This window comes from Streptococcus mitis, from assembly GCF_013305725.1.
Classification (GTDB): Bacteria; Bacillota; Bacilli; order Lactobacillales; family Streptococcaceae; genus Streptococcus; species Streptococcus mitis_BO.
Map to the genome: position 1 here is coordinate 242386 of NZ_CP047883.1, position 16028 is coordinate 258413.

Below are 16028 nucleotides of genomic sequence, written 5' to 3' on the forward strand. Positions count from 1 at the left end.
CATTTCAGTAAACTTGTCGCAATCCCTTTCTAGTGGTATAATGTTACTATCTCGATGAATTGAGGAAACAAGATGAAAGAATATAACAAGTCTAGTAAGTTAGAGCATGTTGCTTATGATATCCGTGGTCCTGTTTTGGAAGAAGCCATGCGGATGCGAGCAAACGGAGAAAAGATTTTACGTCTGAATACAGGAAATCCAGCAGAATTTGGCTTTACAGCGCCAGACGAGGTCATTCATGACTTGATTATGAATGCGCGTGATAGTGAAGGATATTCTGACTCCAAAGGGATTTTCTCAGCCCGTAAGGCTATCATGCAGTATTGCCAATTGAAGAAATTCCCAAACGTAGATATTGATGATATCTACCTTGGAAATGGTGTCAGTGAGTTGATTGTCATGTCCATGCAGGGGCTTTTGGACAATGGAGACGAGGTCTTGGTGCCAATGCCAGACTATCCCCTTTGGACAGCGGCTGTCAGCCTAGCTGGAGGAAATGCCGTTCACTATATCTGTGATGAAGCTGCAGAATGGTACCCAGATATTGACGATATCAAGTCAAAAATCACTTCTAATACCAAGGCAATCGTCCTTATCAATCCAAACAACCCAACTGGAGCCCTTTATCCTAAGGAACTCTTGCTGGAAATTATTGAGATTGCCCGTCAAAACGATTTGATTATCTTTGCGGATGAAATTTACGACCGCATGGTCATGGATGGACATGTGCATACGCCTGTGGCGAGCCTGGCACCAGATGTTTTCTGTGTCAGCATGAATGGTCTGTCAAAATCCCACCGTATCGCTGGTTTCCGTGTGGGTTGGATGGTCTTGTCTGGACCTAAGACTCATGTCAAGGGCTATATCGAAGGGCTCAATATGCTATCCAATATGCGCCTTTGCTCTAACGTTTTGGCCCAACAAGTCGTACAAACTTCCTTAGGTGGCCACCAATCGGTCGATGAATTGCTCCTTCCTGGTGGACGAATTTACGAGCAAAGAAATTTCATTTACAATGCCATTCAAGATATTCCAGGTTTGTCTGCGGTTAAACCTAAGGCTGGACTCTATATCTTCCCTAAAATCGACCGCAATATGTACCGTATCGATGATGATGAACAGTTTGTCCTTGATTTCTTGAAGCAGGAAAAGGTTCTCTTGGTTCATGGTCGAGGCTTTAACTGGCAGGAACCAGACCACTTCCGTATCGTTTACCTTCCTCGTGTTGATGAACTAGCCCAAATCCAAGAAAAGATGACTCGTTTCTTGAAACAGTATCGTAGATAGGGCTTACATTCGAAAAAGCTGGAAACATTTGCCTAGAGCTATTGACAAAAGTAAAAGAATCAGATAGAATAGTAAAGTATGTTTAGTAACTGATCACTTTATAGCCGGCTAAACGAATACAAAATCTATGAGGAGGTATTCATCGTGAAACGTACTTATCAACCAAGTAAACTTCGTCGTGCGCGCAAACACGGATTCCGTAACCGTATGTCAACTAAAAACGGTCGTCGCGTATTGGCAGCTCGTCGTCGTAAAGGACGCAAAGTTTTGGCTGCATAATCCAAACGAACCATAACAAAAATCAGTAGGAACTCGAGTCTACTGATTTTTATTTTTGTAAAAAAGTTAAAAAGGCTTTATATTTTTGCTCAAATAGTGTATAATATTTCACATATAGTAAAAAATGGAGAATAATCATGAAGAAATCAAAAGTTATGCTTTTTGGAGCTATGGCTTTGACAGCAGGTCTAGCTCTAGCGGCATGTGGGTCTTCCCAATCAAGTAATGCAGACAAGACTTACTCTTATATCTTTGTTAGCAACCCAGATACCTTGGATTATATTACCTCTACTCGAGACTCAACATCTAGTATCACAACCAACTTGATTGATGGGTTGTTGGAAAATGACCAGTATGGCAATCTCATCCCATCTATGGCTGAGTCATGGACAGTGTCAAAAGATGGTTTGACCTACACTTATAAAATCCGTCAGGGGGCTAAATGGTACACTTCTGAAGGAGAAGAGTATGCAGATGTAACGGCTCATGACTTTGTGACAGGTCTCAAGTATGCGGCTGATAAAAAAGCTGAAAACTTGTACTTGGTACAAGACTCTATCAAGGGGCTAGCAGACTATGTTGAAGGAAAATCATCTGATTTTGGAACTGTTGGTGTTAAGGCAGTGGATGATTACACGCTACAATACACTCTCAACCAACCTGAGACTTATTGGAACTCTAAAACAACAGCAAGTATCCTTAGTCCTGTAAATGAAGCCTTCTTGAAGTCTCAGGGAGATGACTTTGGAAGTGTGACACCATCAAGTATCTTGTCAAATGGTCCTTACTTATTTAAATCATTCACATCCAAATCTTTGATTGAACTTGACAAAAACCCTAATTACTGGGATAAGGACAAGGTCAAAATTGAGAAAGTGAAACTCTCTTTCTTTGACGGTTCTGACCAAGACAGCATTGCTAGAGGTTTCTTGGATGGTAACTATACAGATGGTCGTATCTTCCCAACAAGTTCAGTCTTTGCTGAACTCAAGAAGGGAAATGAGGACAAGATTACCTATACACCACAAAACTCAGTTACTTTCTACTATCTTTTCAACGTCAATCGTCAAAGCTACAAGCAGACTATGAAACAGTCTGATAAGGAAAAGACAGATTCACGCGCAGCTATGCAAAATAAAGATTTCCGTCAGGCTATCAACTTTGCCTTTGACCGTCATGCTTATGCAGCGCAGACAAATGGTGAAGATGGAGCAGACCGTATCTTGCGTAACACGATTACACCAAGTAACTTTGTCCAAGTTGGTGATAAGAACTTCGGTGATATTGTCAATGAAAAAATTGTCAATTACGGTAAAGATTGGGCAAATATCAATCTAAACGATGGTAAGCAAGCCTTCTTGAATCCTGAAAAGGCCAAAGAAAAATTTGCTAAGGCTAAAGAAAGTCTGCAAGCACAGGGAGTAACCTTCCCAATTCATTTGGATATGCCAGTTGACCAGACTGCTAAATTAGATGTGCAACAGGCTGGATCTTTCAAACAAACAGTGGAAGAAACTCTTGGTAAGGAGAATGTAGTTATCGACGTTATCCAACTTTCTCCAGATGAAAAAGACCAAGCAACCTACTTTGCAGATACAGCAGAACAAAAAGACTACGATATCGACATCTCAGGATGGGGTGGAGACTACTCAGACCCTAAGACTTACCTAGCTATTCTTGATCCAGAGACAGGCTCTCAGTTGAAAAACATGGGCTTGTCTGAAGGAAAAGACAAGGAAGTCAAGGACAAGATTGGTCTTGCTGACTACAAGAAACTCTTGGATCAGGCTGATGCGGAAATCACAGATACTCAAGCTCGCTATGAAAAATATGCTGAAGCCCAAGCTTGGTTGACAGATAGTGCCCTCTTCCTACCAGTTCAAAGTGGTGGAGCTAACCCAATCTTCCGTAAGACTGTACCGTTTACAGGACCATTCTCATTCGTTGGTCATAAGGGAAATGCGGACAACTACAAATATGTTGAATTGCAAAAAGAGCCAGTCACTGCTAAACAGTACCAAGAACTCTATGAAAAATGGCTGAAAGAAAAAGCTGAGTCAAATAAAAAAGCTCAGGAAGATTTAGCTAACCACATTCAATGATATTCCTAGTCATGCTTTTCAGTTAATACTCTTCGAAAATCTCTTCAAACCACGTCAGCGTTGCCTTACCGTATATATGGTTACTGACTTCGTCAGTTCTATCTGCAACCTCAAAACAGTGTTTTGAGCTGACTTCGTCAGTTTCATCTACGACCTCAAAGCAGTGCTTTGAGCAGCCTGCGGCTAGCTTCCTAGTTTGCTCTTTGATTTTCATTGAGTATAAGCATAGTGAATGGATTCAGAAAAAGGCCTTACCAGAGCTTCTTGCTTCTGGTAGGGCCTTTTCTTTATTCTTTTAAGTGATAGGAATAGCTAGCGACAACGACGTCTTGGTGCCAGCGGAGTGCATATTTGAGTTTGAGACTCATCTGATTGTGTAGAATATTTTGCCAAGGTTTATTAGGGATAAACTGGGGTACCAGAACAGTGACTGTATAGTTCTTTTTCTGAGCATCCTCAGAGATTCGTTTGACATACTTGACAGTAGGGGTGATGATGTCACGGTAGCTGGTCTTGATGTTCTTCAGAGTAATGGTTGGGAAGTAATCGGCAAATTCTTGGAGAATTTCTTGGTCTTTTTCTGCTGTTTCCTTGGTAGAAATATGCATGGCTAGGACTTCGTCACCAATACTTTGAGCGTAGTTAATGGCTCCGACGCTGACGCGGGTGACATTTCCTACTAGGACGAGGACAAGATTGCCATCGTAGGTACGTTTTTCGATGCCTTCATAGAGTCGTAGTTGTTGGGCCACTTTTTGGTAATGACTGTGAATCGCTAAGAAGAGTAGGGTGAGTACGAGAATAATCGGGAAGAAAGGCCAGATATCACTGAGACGGAAAAAGAGCAGGATTAGCACGATAGCGTAGCAAATGATAGCTCCAAGGATATTGGCAAGGGCAGGTTTTAAGAAATTTACCCCTTTTTCTTTTTTCCAATGGCGAATCATCCCAGTCTGAGAAAGGGCAAAGGGAACGAAGACCCCGATAGTATAAAGGGGAATCAAACGTTCGGTATTGCCATTAAAAATGAGAAGAAGAATCATAGCCCCAAATGCCAGAGTTAAAATTCCATTAGAGTAGCCTAGGCGATCTCCTTTTTCCATAAAGAGATGGGGCATGTATTTGTTTTTAGCCATATTGTAAGCCAGCATAGGGAAGGCCGAAAAGCCAGTATTTGCAGCTACGGCCAAAATCAAGGCTGTGGAGAATTGGAAGATATAATAGCCAAGGTGACCTAAGAAGGAATTACCAAGGATGCCTTGAGCCATCTGTGAAAGAATAGTTTCTCCGTGTTGAGGCATAATCCCCATCCAGTAGTTTAGGAAGGTAATGCCTGCAAAAAGAAAACCTAAAATCAAGGCCATGATGGTCAAGGTCTGAGCGGCATTCTTTTCTTTCGGAGCCTTGAAAAAGGGAACGGCATTTGAAATAGCTTCAACTCCTGTCAGAGAGGCAGAGCCGCTGGTAAAGGCTCTTAGAATGAGAACGATAGACAGGCTCGGAGCAGCATGCCCAATAGGTGAAGTTGCCTGATAGCTGAGAGACCCTGTCATTAGTTGAAAGATTCCGTAGAGCAAGAGAAAGACAGTACTGATGATAAAGAGATAGACAGGAATCATCAGTGAACTGGCAGATTCTTTTAAGCCCCGTAAATTCAAGAGCATAAGCAAGCAAACTAGAAAAATGGAAATGTGGAGGTTGTAAGGGTGGAGAGCAGGGAGAGCTGCTGTGATAGCATCGGCTCCAGATGACACCGATACCGCCACAGTCAGCATGTAGTCAACTAGCAGACTACCTCCAGCGATTAAGCCAAGTTCGGGAGATAGATTTTCTCGAGTAACCATATAGGCCCCTCCCCCTTGAGGGTAGGCATGGATGATTTGACGGTAGGAGACGGTCAGGCTAGCTAGGAGCAGGAGGACAAAGAGGCCGATAGGAAGACTCCACCATATCGCAAGAGGAGAGAGACTAGCCAAGACGAGGACTACTTGCTCAGGCCCATAGGCAATGGAAGATAGAGCGTCGCTTGACAACATAGCCAAGGCCTGCATTTTTCCCAGCAGACCTCCCTCGCCTTCTGTTAAGGACTTAAGAGGACGACCGATAAAAGTCTGTTTTAATTTTGTAAACATTGTATTTTCCTTTTCTGAAAATTTCAATAAGTGCTATTATACTGCTTTGGGAAAATAGCGTCAAGAGACGACGATGGATTTTAGAATATTTTGTACAGATGAGGAGAGAGGGCAGTTTTTTGGTATAATAGAAGATAGAAAACGAGGTTAGAAGAGATGATTTTTGATACACATACACACTTGAATGTAGAAGAATTTGCAGGTCATGAGGCAGAAGAAATCGCCTTAGCTGCTGAGATGGGTGTGACACAGATGAATATTGTTGGTTTTGATAAACCGACGATTGAGCGTGCTTTGGAGTTGGTGGATGAGTACGACCAACTCTACGCGACTATTGGTTGGCACCCTACAGAAGCAGGGACTTACACGGAGGAAGTCGAGGTTTACTTGTTGGATAAGTTAAAACATTCCAAGGTTGTGGCTCTAGGTGAAATTGGTTTAGACTACCATTGGATGACAGCGCCAAAAGAGGTGCAGGAGCAGGTTTTTCGCCGTCAGATTCAGTTATCTAAGGACTTGGATTTGCCTTTTGTAGTTCATACCCGTGATGCGTTGGAAGATACCTATGAGATTATCAAGAGTGAGGGCGTTGGTCCTCGAGGTGGTATCATGCATTCTTTTTCGGGAACTCTTGAATGGGCAGAGAAGTTTGTGGACCTTGGTATGACCATTTCCTTCTCAGGAGTGGTGACTTTCAAGAAGGCAACTGATATCCAAGAAGCTGCTAGAGAACTTCCTTTGGACAAGATTTTGGTGGAAACGGATGCTCCCTACTTGGCTCCTGTTCCTAAACGGGGTCGTGAAAATAAAACAGCCTACACTCGCTATGTAGTGGACTTTATCGCTGACTTGCGTGGCATGACGGCAGAAGAGCTAGCGGCGATAACAACTGCAAATGCAGAACGAATTTTTGGATTGGACAGCAAGTAATGAAAGAGAAAATTTCCCAAGTTATCGTGGTTGAAGGTCGCGATGATACGGCCAATCTCAAACGTTATTTCGATGTAGAGACCTATGAGACACGAGGTTCTGCCATCAATGAGCAAGATATTGCACGTATTCAGCGTCTACACCAACGCCATGGAGTCATTGTCTTTACAGACCCAGATTTTAATGGGGAGCGGATTCGTCGCATGATTATGACGGCCATTCCAACAGTTCAGCATGCCTTCCTCAAACGAGATGAAGCTGTCCCCAAGTCCAAGACCAAGGGCCGTTCTCTGGGAATTGAGCATGCCAGCTATGAAGACCTGAAAACGGCTCTAGCTCAGATTACAGAACAATTTGAACATGAGAGTCAGTTTGATATCAGTCGTAGCGACTTGATTCGCCTTGGTTTTCTAGCGGGAGCAGATAGCCGTAAGCGAAGAGAATATCTAGGAGAAGCTCTCCGAATTGGCTATTCCAACGGCAAGCAACTCTTGAAACGCCTAGAACTATTTGGAGTAACCTTGGTGGAAGTGGAAGAAGCTATGAAATCTTATGAGAACAGCTAAGTAGACCCCAAAATACAAGGGGAATGTGTTACAATAGTAGTAACAGATAATAGAAAAGAGAATAGATGAGAATTGCAGATTACAGCGTGACCAAGGCAGTGCTGGAGCGTCACGGTTTTACCTTTAAAAAGTCCTTCGGGCAAAATTTCTTGACGGATACCAATATTCTTCAAAAAATCGTGGATACGGCTGAGATTGATGACCAGGTTAATGTCATCGAAATCGGGCCAGGGATTGGTGCCTTGACCGAGTTTCTGGCTGAGCGTGCAGCAGAGGTCATGGCCTTTGAAATTGACCATCGTTTGGTACCGATTTTGGCAGATACCTTGCGTGATTTTGACAATGTTACCGTAGTCAACGAGGACATTCTCAAAGTTGATTTGGCGCAACATATCCAGAATTTCAAAAATCCTGACCTGCCAATCAAGGTAGTGGCTAATTTACCTTACTACATCACGACGCCTATTCTCATGCACTTAATCGAGAGTGGGATTCCTTTTAGTGAGTTTGTTGTTATGATGCAGAAAGAAGTGGCAGACCGCATTTCAGCCCAGCCGAATACCAAGGCTTACGGTAGCTTGTCGATTGCGGTGCAGTATTACATGACTGCCAAGGTTGCTTTCATCGTGCCTCGTACGGTCTTTGTGCCAGCGCCAAACGTGGACTCTGCTATTTTGAAAATGGTGCGTCGTCCAGAACCAGCCGTAGCAGTGGAAGACGAGAACTTCTTCTTTAAGGTTTCTAAGGCTAGTTTCACCCATCGTCGCAAGACCTTGTGGAACAATTTGACAGGTTACTTTGGCAAGACTGAAGAGGTCAAGGACAAGCTGACCAAGGCTTTGGACCAAGCAGGCTTGTCACCAAGTGTACGTGGGGAAGCCCTCAGCTTGGCAGAATTTGCCAGCCTAGCAGATGCACTTAAAGGGCAAGGACTCTAAGATGCAGGGACAAATTATTAAAGCCTTGGCAGGCTTCTACTATGTAGAGAGTGATGGCAAGGTTTATCAAACACGAGCGCGTGGAAATTTTCGTAAAAAAGGCCATACTCCCTACGTTGGGGATTTGGTAGATTTTTCTGCCGAGGAAAATTCAGAAGGCTATATCCTCAAGATTCACGAACGCAAAAACAGCCTAGTCCGTCCGCCAATTGTTAATATTGACCAAGCTGTAGTAATCATGTCAGTCAAGGAACCTGATTTTAACAGCAATTTGCTGGATCGTTTCTTGGTTCTTTTGGAGCACAAGGACATCCATCCCATCGTTTATATTTCCAAAATGGACCTACTGGAAGATAGAGGGGAACTGGATTTTTACCAACAGACCTATGGTGATATCGGCTATGACTTTGTGACCAGTAAAGAGGAACTCCTGCCTTTATTGACAGGCAAGGTTACGGTCTTTATGGGGCAGACAGGTGTTGGGAAGTCAACACTTCTCAATAAAATCGCACCAGACCTCAATCTTGAAACAGGAGAAATTTCAGACAGTCTGGGTCGCGGGCGCCACACTACTCGAGCAGTTAGTTTTTATAATCTCAATGGAGGTAAAATCGCAGACACACCAGGTTTTTCATCATTGGATTATGAAGTATCAACAGCGGAAGACCTCAATCAGGCCTTTCCAGAGATTGCTAGTGTCAGCCGAAACTGCAAATTCCGCACTTGTACCCATACCCATGAGCCGTCCTGTGCAGTGAAGCCGGCAGTAGAAGAGGGTGCCATTGCCATCTTCCGTTTTGACAACTACCTGCAATTCCTCAGTGAGATTGAAAATCGCAGAGAAACCTATAAAAAAGTCAGCAAAAAAATTCCAAAATAAGGAGAAACCTATGTCTCAATACAAGATTGCTCCGTCAATTCTGGCAGCAGATTATGCCAACTTTGAACGTGAAATCAAACGCCTAGAAGCAACTGGGGCAGAATATGCCCATATCGATATCATGGATGGGCACTTTGTGCCACAAATCAGTTTTGGTGCAGGTGTGGTCGAAGCTCTTCGCCCTCATAGCAAGATGGTCTTTGACTGCCACTTGATGGTAGCTAATCCTGAGCATCATTTAGAAGACTTTGCGCGTGCGGGAGCGGATATCATCAGCATCCATGTGGAAGCAACGCCCCATATTCATGGTGCCCTCCAAAAAATTCGTTCACTCGGTGTCAAGCCATCAGTTGTCATTAACCCTGGTACGCCTGTTGAAGCCATCAAGCACGTCCTTCATCTAGTTGACCAAGTTTTAGTCATGACAGTTAACCCAGGCTTTGGTGGGCAAGCCTTTTTGCCTGAAACCATGGATAAGGTCCGTGAGTTGGTTGCCCTTCGTGATGAAAAAGGCTTGAACTTTGAAATCGAAGTCGATGGCGGGATCGATGATCAAACCATTGCTCAAGCCAAAGAAGCTGGTGCGACCGTTTTTGTAGCAGGTTCCTATGTCTTTAAGGGAGATGTCAATGAGCGAGTACAAACTCTCAGAAAACAACTGGACTAGGGTTGCCGTTTTTGCAGGTGGAGATCGTGGTCATTATCGGACGGACTTTGATAGATTTGTCGGTGTGGATCGAGGTTCTCTCTGGGTCTTGGAAGAAGATTTGCCTCTTACTCTAGCAGTCGGAGATTTTGATTCTGTGACGGAAGAAGAGCGACAGGTGATTCAAAAACGTGCCCAGCATTTTGTTCAAGCCCGACCAGAAAAAGATGATACAGATCTGGAATTGGCTCTCTTAACCATCTTTGAGCAAAATTCTCAGGCTCAGGTTACTATTTTCGGTGCTTTGGGTGGTCGTATTGATCATATGCTAGCTAACGTCTTTCTACCTAGCAATCCTAAGTTGGCGCCCTATATGCGCCAGATAGAAATTGAGGATGGGCAAAATTTGATTGCCTATTGTCCAGAAGGGACCAGTCAGCTAGAACCCCGTTCAGACTACGACTATCTAGCCTTTATGCCAGTTCGGGATAGCCAGCTGACTATTCTCGGAGCTAAGTATGAGTTGACAGAGGAGAATTTTTTCTTTAAAAAAGTGTACGCTTCTAACGAATATATAGATAGGGAAGTTTCGGTGACTTGCCCAGATGGTTATGTGGTCGTACTGCATAGCAAGGACAGGAGGTAGGATGGAAAGTTTACTTGTTCTATTATTGATTGCCAACCTTGCTGGCCTCTTTCTGATTTGGCAAAGGCAGGATAAGCAGGAGAAACACCTAAGCAAGAGCTTGGAGGATCAGGCAGATCACTTGTCAGACCAGTTGGATTATCGCTTTGAACAAGCCAGACAAGCCAGTCAGTTGGATCAAAAAGACTTGGAAGTAGCTGTCAGCGACCGTTTGCAAGAAGTTCGAATGGAATTGCACCAAGGCTTAACTCAAGTTCGTCAAGAAATGACAGATAATCTCCTCCAAACCAGAGACAAGACTGACCAACGTCTCCAAGCCTTGCAGGAATCAAATGAGCAACGCTTGGAACAAATGCGCCAAACAGTCGAGGAAAAACTAGAAAAAACCTTACAGACACGCTTGCAGGCCTCCTTTGAGACAGTTTCCAAACAATTGGAGTCTGTCAATCGTGGTCTTGGAGAAATGCAGATAGTTGCCCGCGATGTCGGCGCCCTCAACAAGGTTCTCTCTGGAACCAAGACGCGAGGGATTCTGGGAGAATTGCAACTGGGGCAAATTATCGAAGATATCATGACACCAGCCCAGTATGAACGAGAATATGCAACGGTTGAAAACTCCAGTGAACGAGTGGAGTATGCCATTAAGTTGCCTGGACAGGGTGACCAGGAATATGTCTACTTACCGATTGACTCCAAGTTTCCACTGGCAGATTATTACCGATTAGAAGAAGCCTATGAAGCAGGTGACAAGGACGATATTGAACGCTGTCGCAAGTCACTCTTAGCAAGTGTCAAGCGCTTTGCCAAGGATATCAAGAGCAAGTACATAGCACCGCCTCGGACGACCAATTTTGGAATCTTGTTTGTTCCGACAGAAGGTCTCTACTCAGAAATCGTCCGCAATCCGGTCTTCTTTGATGATTTGAGAAGGGAGGAGCAGATTATTGTCGCAGGTCCAAGTACCCTGTCAGCTCTCCTCAATTCCCTATCAGTTGGATTCAAAACTCTCAATATCCAAAAGAGTGCCGACCATATCAGTAAGACTCTTGCCAGTGTCAAGACCGAATTTGGCAAGTTTGGTGGCATTCTGGTTAAGGCACAAAAACATCTCCAACATGCCTCTGGCAATATTGATGAATTATTAAACCGTCGCACTACAGCTATCGAGCGGACGCTCCGTCACATTGAGTTGTCAGAAGGTGAGCCTGCGCTTGATTTACTCCATTTCCAAGAAAATGAGGAAGAATATGAAGATTAGTCACATGAAAAAAGATGAGCTGTTTGAAGGCTTTTACCTAATCAAGTCAGCTGACCTGAGGCAAACTCGAGCTGGGAAAAACTACCTAGCCTTTACCTTCCAAGATGATAGTGGCGAGATTGAAGGGAAACTCTGGGATGCCCAACCTCATAACGTTGAGGCCTATACTGCAGGTAAGGTTGTCCACATGAAAGGACGCCGAGAAGTTTATAACAACACCCCTCAAGTCAATCAAATTACCCTTCGCCTGCCTCAACCTGGTGAACCCAATGACCCAGCTGATTTCAAGGTCAAGTCGCCAGTTGATGTCAAGGAAATCCGTGACTACATGTCGCAAATGATTTTTAAAATTGAAAATCCTGTCTGGCAACGAATTGTCCGAAAGCTCTACACCAAGTATGATAAGGAATTCTACTCCTATCCAGCTGCCAAGACTAATCACCATGCCTTTGAAACGGGTTTGGCCTATCATACGGCGACCATGGTGCGTTTGGCAGATGCTATTAGCGAAGTTTATCCTCAGCTCAATAAGAGCCTGCTCTATGCGGGAATTATGCTGCATGACTTAGCTAAAGTCATTGAGTTGACGGGACCAGACCAGACCGAGTACACAGTGCGAGGCAATCTCCTTGGGCATATTGCTTTGATTGATAGCGAAATTACTAAAACAGTTATGGAACTCGGTATCGATGATACCAAGGAAGAAGTCGTTCTGCTTCGTCACGTCATCCTTAGTCACCACGGCTTGCTTGAGTATGGAAGTCCAGTCCGTCCACGCATTATGGAAGCAGAGATTATCCATATGATTGACAATCTGGATGCAAGCATGATGATGATGTCAACTGCTCTTGCTTTGGTGGATAAGGGAGAGATGACCAATAAAATCTTCGCTATGGACAATCGTTCCTTCTATAAACCAGATTTAGATTAATAATTTAAGAAAAATGAGCATTTTTTAGGATAAGAATGTTCGTTTTTTTATGTGAATATGGTATAATAGATAAAATATCAAAATTAAATGAAGTGGGAAATAGAAATGAAATTAAGAAGAAGTGATCGGATGGTTGTCATTTCCAACTATTTGATTAATAATCCTTATAAACTAACTAGTCTCAATACTTTTGCTGAAAAGTACGAATCTGCTAAATCATCCATCTCAGAGGATATCGTGATTATCAAACGCGCCTTTGAGGAAATTGAAATCGGTCATATCCAGACAGTAACTGGTGCTGGTGGTGGTGTCATTTTCACACCATCAATCTCAAGCCATGATGCCAAGGAAATGGTTGAGGACTTGCGTGCCAAGTTGTCAGAAAGTGACCGTATCTTGCCAGGTGGCTATATCTACCTGTCTGATTTGCTTAGCACACCAGCTATCTTGAAAAATATTGGTCGTATTATTGCCAAGAGCTTTATGGACCAAAAAATTGATGCCGTTATGACCGTAGCGACCAAGGGTGTTCCACTTGCAAATGCAGTTGCCAATGTCCTCAATGTTCCTTTTGTTATTGTGCGCCGTGACCTGAAAATTACCGAAGGTTCAACTGTCAGCGTCAACTATGTTTCAGGTTCAAGTGGTGACCGCATTGAGAAAATGTTCCTTTCAAAACGTAGTCTCAAGGCAGGCAGCCGTGTCTTGATTGTGGATGACTTCTTGAAAGGTGGCGGAACTGTCAATGGGATGATTAGTCTCTTGCGTGAGTTTGATTCGGAATTGGCTGGTGTAGCAGTCTTTGCGGATAATGCCCAAGAAGAACGTGAAAAGCAGTTTGACTACAAGTCACTCTTGAAGGTAACCAATATTGATGTCAAGAACCAAACCATCGATGTTGAGGTTGGCAATATCTTTGACGAAGATAAATAAGAGATAGAACTAAAGGTTGGAACGATTGTCCCAGCCTTTCTTTGCAAATAGAATAGAAGGAAACTTATGAAAACACCATTTATCAATAAAGAAGACTTAGAAAAGATTGTTGCCGAGTTCCCGACTCCCTTTCACTTGTATGATGAGAAGGGAATTCGTGAAAAGGCAAGAGCCGTCAACCAAGCATTTTCGTGGAACAAGGGCTTTAAGGAATATTTTGCAGTTAAGGCTACTCCAACCCCAGCTATTTTGAAAATTCTCCAAGAGGAAGGCTGTGGTGTGGATTGCTCTAGTTATGTGGAGCTTTTGATGAGTCATAAACTGGATTTCCCTGGTTCTGAGATTATGTTCTCTTCAAACAACACGCCAGACAAGGAATACGCCTATGCACGTGAATTGGGTGCGACCATTAATTTGGATGCCTTTGAAGATATTGAACATCTGGAGCGTGCAGCAGGCATTCCAGAAATCATCTCTTGTCGTTACAATCCTGGGGGTGTTTTTGAGCTAGGAACAGATATTATGGACAATCCTGGAGAAGCCAAGTTTGGCATGACCAAGGACCAGCTCTTTGAAGCTTTTGCCATATTGAAGGAAAAAGGAGCTAAGACTTTTGGGATTCACTCCTTCCTAGCGTCCAATACCGTGACCCATCTCTATTATCCAGAGTTGGCGCGTCAGCTTTTTGAATTGGCTGTTGAAATCAAGGAAAAGTTGGGTATTTCGCTAGACTTTATCAATCTTTCTGGCGGTATTGGTGTTAACTATCGTCCTGAGCAGGAGTCAAATGATATTGCTTTGATTGGTGAGGGGGTTCGTAAGGTTTATGAAGAGGTCCTTACGCCAGCAGGTCTTGGTCAGGTTAAGATTTTCACCGAATTGGGTCGTTTTATGTTAGCCCCTCACGGTGCTTTGGTCACAAGAGTTACCCATAAGAAGAAAACCTACCGTACCTATCTAGGTGTGGATGCATCAGCAGTTAACCTTATGCGTCCAGCTATGTACGGCGCCTACCACCATATTACCAATCTGACACATCCAAATGGGCCAGCTGAAGTGGTAGATGTGGTCGGTTCACTCTGTGAAAACAATGATAAATTTGCAGTGAATCGTGAACTGCCTCATACAGAAATTGGTGATTTGTTGGTTATTCATGATACAGGTGCCCACGGATTTTCAATGGGCTACCAGTACAATGCCAAACTTCGTTCTGCGGAAATCCTTTATACTGAAGAAGGCAAAGCCCGCCAAATCCGCCGTGCAGAGCGCCCTGAGGACTATTTTGCAACCTTGTATGGTTTTGATTTTGAAGAGTAAAATGATAATTAATTGAAAATGAAATTGAAAAACAGATTGCTTTCTAAAAAATAGGCAAAAATCTTGTTTTTCCTTCAAGTCGTGATATAATAAAACTATAAAACGTTTTCAAGGAAGGTAACGATATGTCTGAAGAAACAATTGATTATGGACAAGTGACAGGAATGGTGCATTCGACAGAAAGCTTTGGGTCAGTAGATGGGCCGGGTATTCGCTTTATTGTCTTTTTGCAGGGCTGTCACATGCGTTGCCAGTATTGTCACAACCCTGACACTTGGGCTATGGAGTCCAATAAGTCACGTGAACGGACGGTAGATGATGTCTTGACAGAAGCCTTGCGCTACCGCGGTTTCTGGGGAAATAAGGGTGGGATTACAGTCAGTGGAGGAGAAGCCCTCTTGCAGATTGATTTCCTGATTGCCCTTTTTACCAAGGCCAAGGAACAAGGAATCCACTGTACCTTGGATACCTGTGCCCTTCCTTTTCGTAATAAACCACGTTACCTTGAGAAGTTTGACAAACTCATGGCTGTCACTGACTTGGTTCTCTTGGATATCAAGGAAATCAACGAAGAACAGCACAAAATTGTTACTAGCCAAACCAATAAAAATATCTTGGCTTGTGCCCAGTATCTATCAGATATTGGAAAACCTGTCTGGATTCGCCACGTGCTAGTTCCAGGTTTGACAGATAGAGATGATGACTTGATTGAACTTGGTAAGTTCGTCAAGACCCTCAAAAATGTGGATAAGTTTGAAATTCTACCATATCATACCATGGGAGAATTCAAATGGCGTGAACTGGGAATTCCATATTCCCTCGAAGGGGTCAAACCACCAACAGCAGACCGCGTCAAGAATGCTAAGAAACTCATGGATACTGAAAGTTATCAAGACTATTTGAAACGTGTACATGGATAAAAAAGAAGCCTGATGGAAACATCGGGCTTTTAAGTTTACACAAATATATATAATTAAATAAAACAAAATTTTATACTCTTCGAAAATCTCTTCAAACCACGTCAGTGTCGCCTTACCGTACTCAAGTACAGCTTGCGGCTAGCTTCCTAGTTTGCTCTTTGATTTTTATTGAGTATTAAATCTTTTTTACTCTCTAAATTCTGAAAAAAATCCGAAAAAGAATATGTAAGATATAGTTACTTTTAGAAATATTAAATAGAATA

General features: G+C 43.2%; 15 protein-coding genes. 14 read left to right on the plus strand and 1 reads right to left on the minus strand.

The genetic code is table 11. The annotated features are described in order from the left end of the window. Window positions 1-72: 72 nt before the first annotated feature. From M594_RS01245 to M594_RS01255, 3 genes are all read left to right on the plus strand, one after another. Window positions 73-1287, plus strand: a complete 1215-nt coding sequence (locus tag M594_RS01245) for a pyridoxal phosphate-dependent aminotransferase (RefSeq protein ID WP_000666455.1) — start codon at window positions 73-75, stop codon at window positions 1285-1287. A gap of 144 nt (window positions 1288-1431) precedes the next feature. After that, window positions 1432-1566 carry a 50S ribosomal protein L34 gene (gene rpmH, locus M594_RS01250; protein ID WP_000831905.1) on the plus strand — a complete coding sequence of 45 codons (135 nt, stop codon included), beginning with the start codon at window positions 1432-1434 and terminating at the stop codon, window positions 1564-1566. A 137-nt stretch (window positions 1567-1703) separates the two neighbouring features. After that, a complete protein-coding gene (locus M594_RS01255) occupies window positions 1704-3668 on the plus strand; it encodes a peptide ABC transporter substrate-binding protein (RefSeq protein ID WP_173875758.1) in 1965 nt (654 codons plus the stop codon). Window positions 3669-3955: 287 nt separating this feature from the next. On the opposite strand, the gene M594_RS01260 is transcribed toward M594_RS01255, so the two are convergent. Continuing rightward, window positions 3956-5800 carry an APC family permease gene (locus tag M594_RS01260; RefSeq protein ID WP_173875759.1) on the minus strand — a complete coding sequence of 615 codons (1845 nt, stop codon included), beginning with the start codon at window positions 5798-5800 and terminating at the stop codon, window positions 3956-3958. Window positions 5801-5956: 156 nt separating this feature from the next. Here M594_RS01260 and M594_RS01265 point away from each other — a divergent pair, with 156 nt between their 5' ends. The 11 genes from M594_RS01265 to pflA all read left to right on the plus strand — a co-directional run bounded on the left by M594_RS01265 (window position 5957) and on the right by pflA (window position 15765). Then, window positions 5957-6730, plus strand: a complete 774-nt coding sequence (locus tag M594_RS01265) for a TatD family hydrolase (RefSeq protein WP_173875760.1) — start codon at window positions 5957-5959, stop codon at window positions 6728-6730. Continuing rightward, window positions 6730-7296: a ribonuclease M5 gene (rnmV, locus tag M594_RS01270; RefSeq protein ID WP_049502254.1), complete on the plus strand. Its 567-nt coding sequence runs from the start codon at window positions 6730-6732 to the stop codon at window positions 7294-7296. The genes M594_RS01265 and rnmV overlap by 1 nt, the downstream gene beginning before the upstream one ends. Window positions 7297-7361: 65 nt before the next feature. Next, window positions 7362-8234, plus strand: a complete 873-nt coding sequence (gene rsmA / locus M594_RS01275; protein WP_001216838.1) for a 16S rRNA (adenine(1518)-N(6)/adenine(1519)-N(6))-dimethyltransferase RsmA — start codon at window positions 7362-7364, stop codon at window positions 8232-8234. A 1-nt stretch (window position 8235) separates the two neighbouring features. Next, window positions 8236-9114, plus strand: a complete 879-nt coding sequence (rsgA, locus tag M594_RS01280; RefSeq protein WP_173875761.1) for a ribosome small subunit-dependent GTPase A — start codon at window positions 8236-8238, stop codon at window positions 9112-9114. A gap of 10 nt (window positions 9115-9124) precedes the next feature. Further along, window positions 9125-9781, plus strand: a complete 657-nt coding sequence (gene rpe, locus M594_RS01285; protein ID WP_004255827.1) for a ribulose-phosphate 3-epimerase — start codon at window positions 9125-9127, stop codon at window positions 9779-9781. Continuing rightward, the gene (locus tag M594_RS01290; protein ID WP_173875762.1) at window positions 9744-10406 is read left to right on the plus strand and encodes a thiamine diphosphokinase; all 663 of its coding nucleotides are present in this window, start codon (window positions 9744-9746) and stop codon (window positions 10404-10406) included. Before rpe ends, M594_RS01290 begins: the two co-directional genes overlap by 38 nt. A gap of 1 nt (window position 10407) precedes the next feature. After that, entirely contained in the window at window positions 10408-11664 is a 1257-nt protein-coding gene (rmuC, locus tag M594_RS01295) for a DNA recombination protein RmuC (protein ID WP_173875763.1), read from the plus strand. Then, the gene (locus M594_RS01300) at window positions 11654-12595 is read left to right on the plus strand and encodes a 3'-5' exoribonuclease YhaM family protein (protein WP_000703213.1); all 942 of its coding nucleotides are present in this window, start codon (window positions 11654-11656) and stop codon (window positions 12593-12595) included. The genes rmuC and M594_RS01300 overlap by 11 nt, the downstream gene beginning before the upstream one ends. Before the next feature lie 105 nt (window positions 12596-12700). Continuing rightward, window positions 12701-13528, plus strand: a complete 828-nt coding sequence (gene purR, locus M594_RS01305; protein WP_004255834.1) for a pur operon repressor — start codon at window positions 12701-12703, stop codon at window positions 13526-13528. Between the two features lie 66 nt (window positions 13529-13594). After that, window positions 13595-14845 carry a diaminopimelate decarboxylase gene (locus M594_RS01310; protein ID WP_173875764.1) on the plus strand — a complete coding sequence of 417 codons (1251 nt, stop codon included), beginning with the start codon at window positions 13595-13597 and terminating at the stop codon, window positions 14843-14845. 125 nt (window positions 14846-14970) lie between these two features. Continuing rightward, complete coding sequence (gene pflA, locus M594_RS01315) at window positions 14971-15765, plus strand: pyruvate formate-lyase-activating protein (RefSeq protein ID WP_173875765.1); 795 nt, start codon at window positions 14971-14973, stop codon at window positions 15763-15765. Window positions 15766-16028: the final 263 nt, after the last annotated feature.

Excerpts from the sequence above, each read along its gene's own strand:
- M594_RS01245 (WP_000666455.1), top strand. The coding sequence starts at position 73 with ATGAAAGAATATAACAAGTCTAGTAAGTTAGAGCATGTTGCTTATGAT.
- M594_RS01300 (WP_000703213.1), top strand. The coding sequence starts at position 11,654 with ATGAAGATTAGTCACATGAAAAAAGATGAGCTGTTTGAAGGCTTTTAC.
- rsmA (WP_001216838.1), top strand. The coding sequence starts at position 7,362 with ATGAGAATTGCAGATTACAGCGTGACCAAGGCAGTGCTGGAGCGTCAC.
- rnmV (WP_049502254.1), top strand. The coding sequence starts at position 6,730 with ATGAAAGAGAAAATTTCCCAAGTTATCGTGGTTGAAGGTCGCGATGAT.
- M594_RS01310 (WP_173875764.1), top strand. The coding sequence starts at position 13,595 with ATGAAAACACCATTTATCAATAAAGAAGACTTAGAAAAGATTGTTGCC.
- rsgA (WP_173875761.1), top strand. The coding sequence starts at position 8,236 with ATGCAGGGACAAATTATTAAAGCCTTGGCAGGCTTCTACTATGTAGAG.
- M594_RS01265 (WP_173875760.1), top strand. The coding sequence starts at position 5,957 with ATGATTTTTGATACACATACACACTTGAATGTAGAAGAATTTGCAGGT.
- M594_RS01290 (WP_173875762.1), top strand. The coding sequence starts at position 9,744 with ATGAGCGAGTACAAACTCTCAGAAAACAACTGGACTAGGGTTGCCGTT.
- purR (WP_004255834.1), top strand. The coding sequence starts at position 12,701 with ATGAAATTAAGAAGAAGTGATCGGATGGTTGTCATTTCCAACTATTTG.
- pflA (WP_173875765.1), top strand. The coding sequence starts at position 14,971 with ATGTCTGAAGAAACAATTGATTATGGACAAGTGACAGGAATGGTGCAT.
- rpe (WP_004255827.1), top strand. The coding sequence starts at position 9,125 with ATGTCTCAATACAAGATTGCTCCGTCAATTCTGGCAGCAGATTATGCC.
- rmuC (WP_173875763.1), top strand. The coding sequence starts at position 10,408 with ATGGAAAGTTTACTTGTTCTATTATTGATTGCCAACCTTGCTGGCCTC.
- M594_RS01260 (WP_173875759.1), bottom strand. The coding sequence starts at position 5,800 with ATGTTTACAAAATTAAAACAGACTTTTATCGGTCGTCCTCTTAAGTCC.
- M594_RS01255 (WP_173875758.1), top strand. The coding sequence starts at position 1,704 with ATGAAGAAATCAAAAGTTATGCTTTTTGGAGCTATGGCTTTGACAGCA.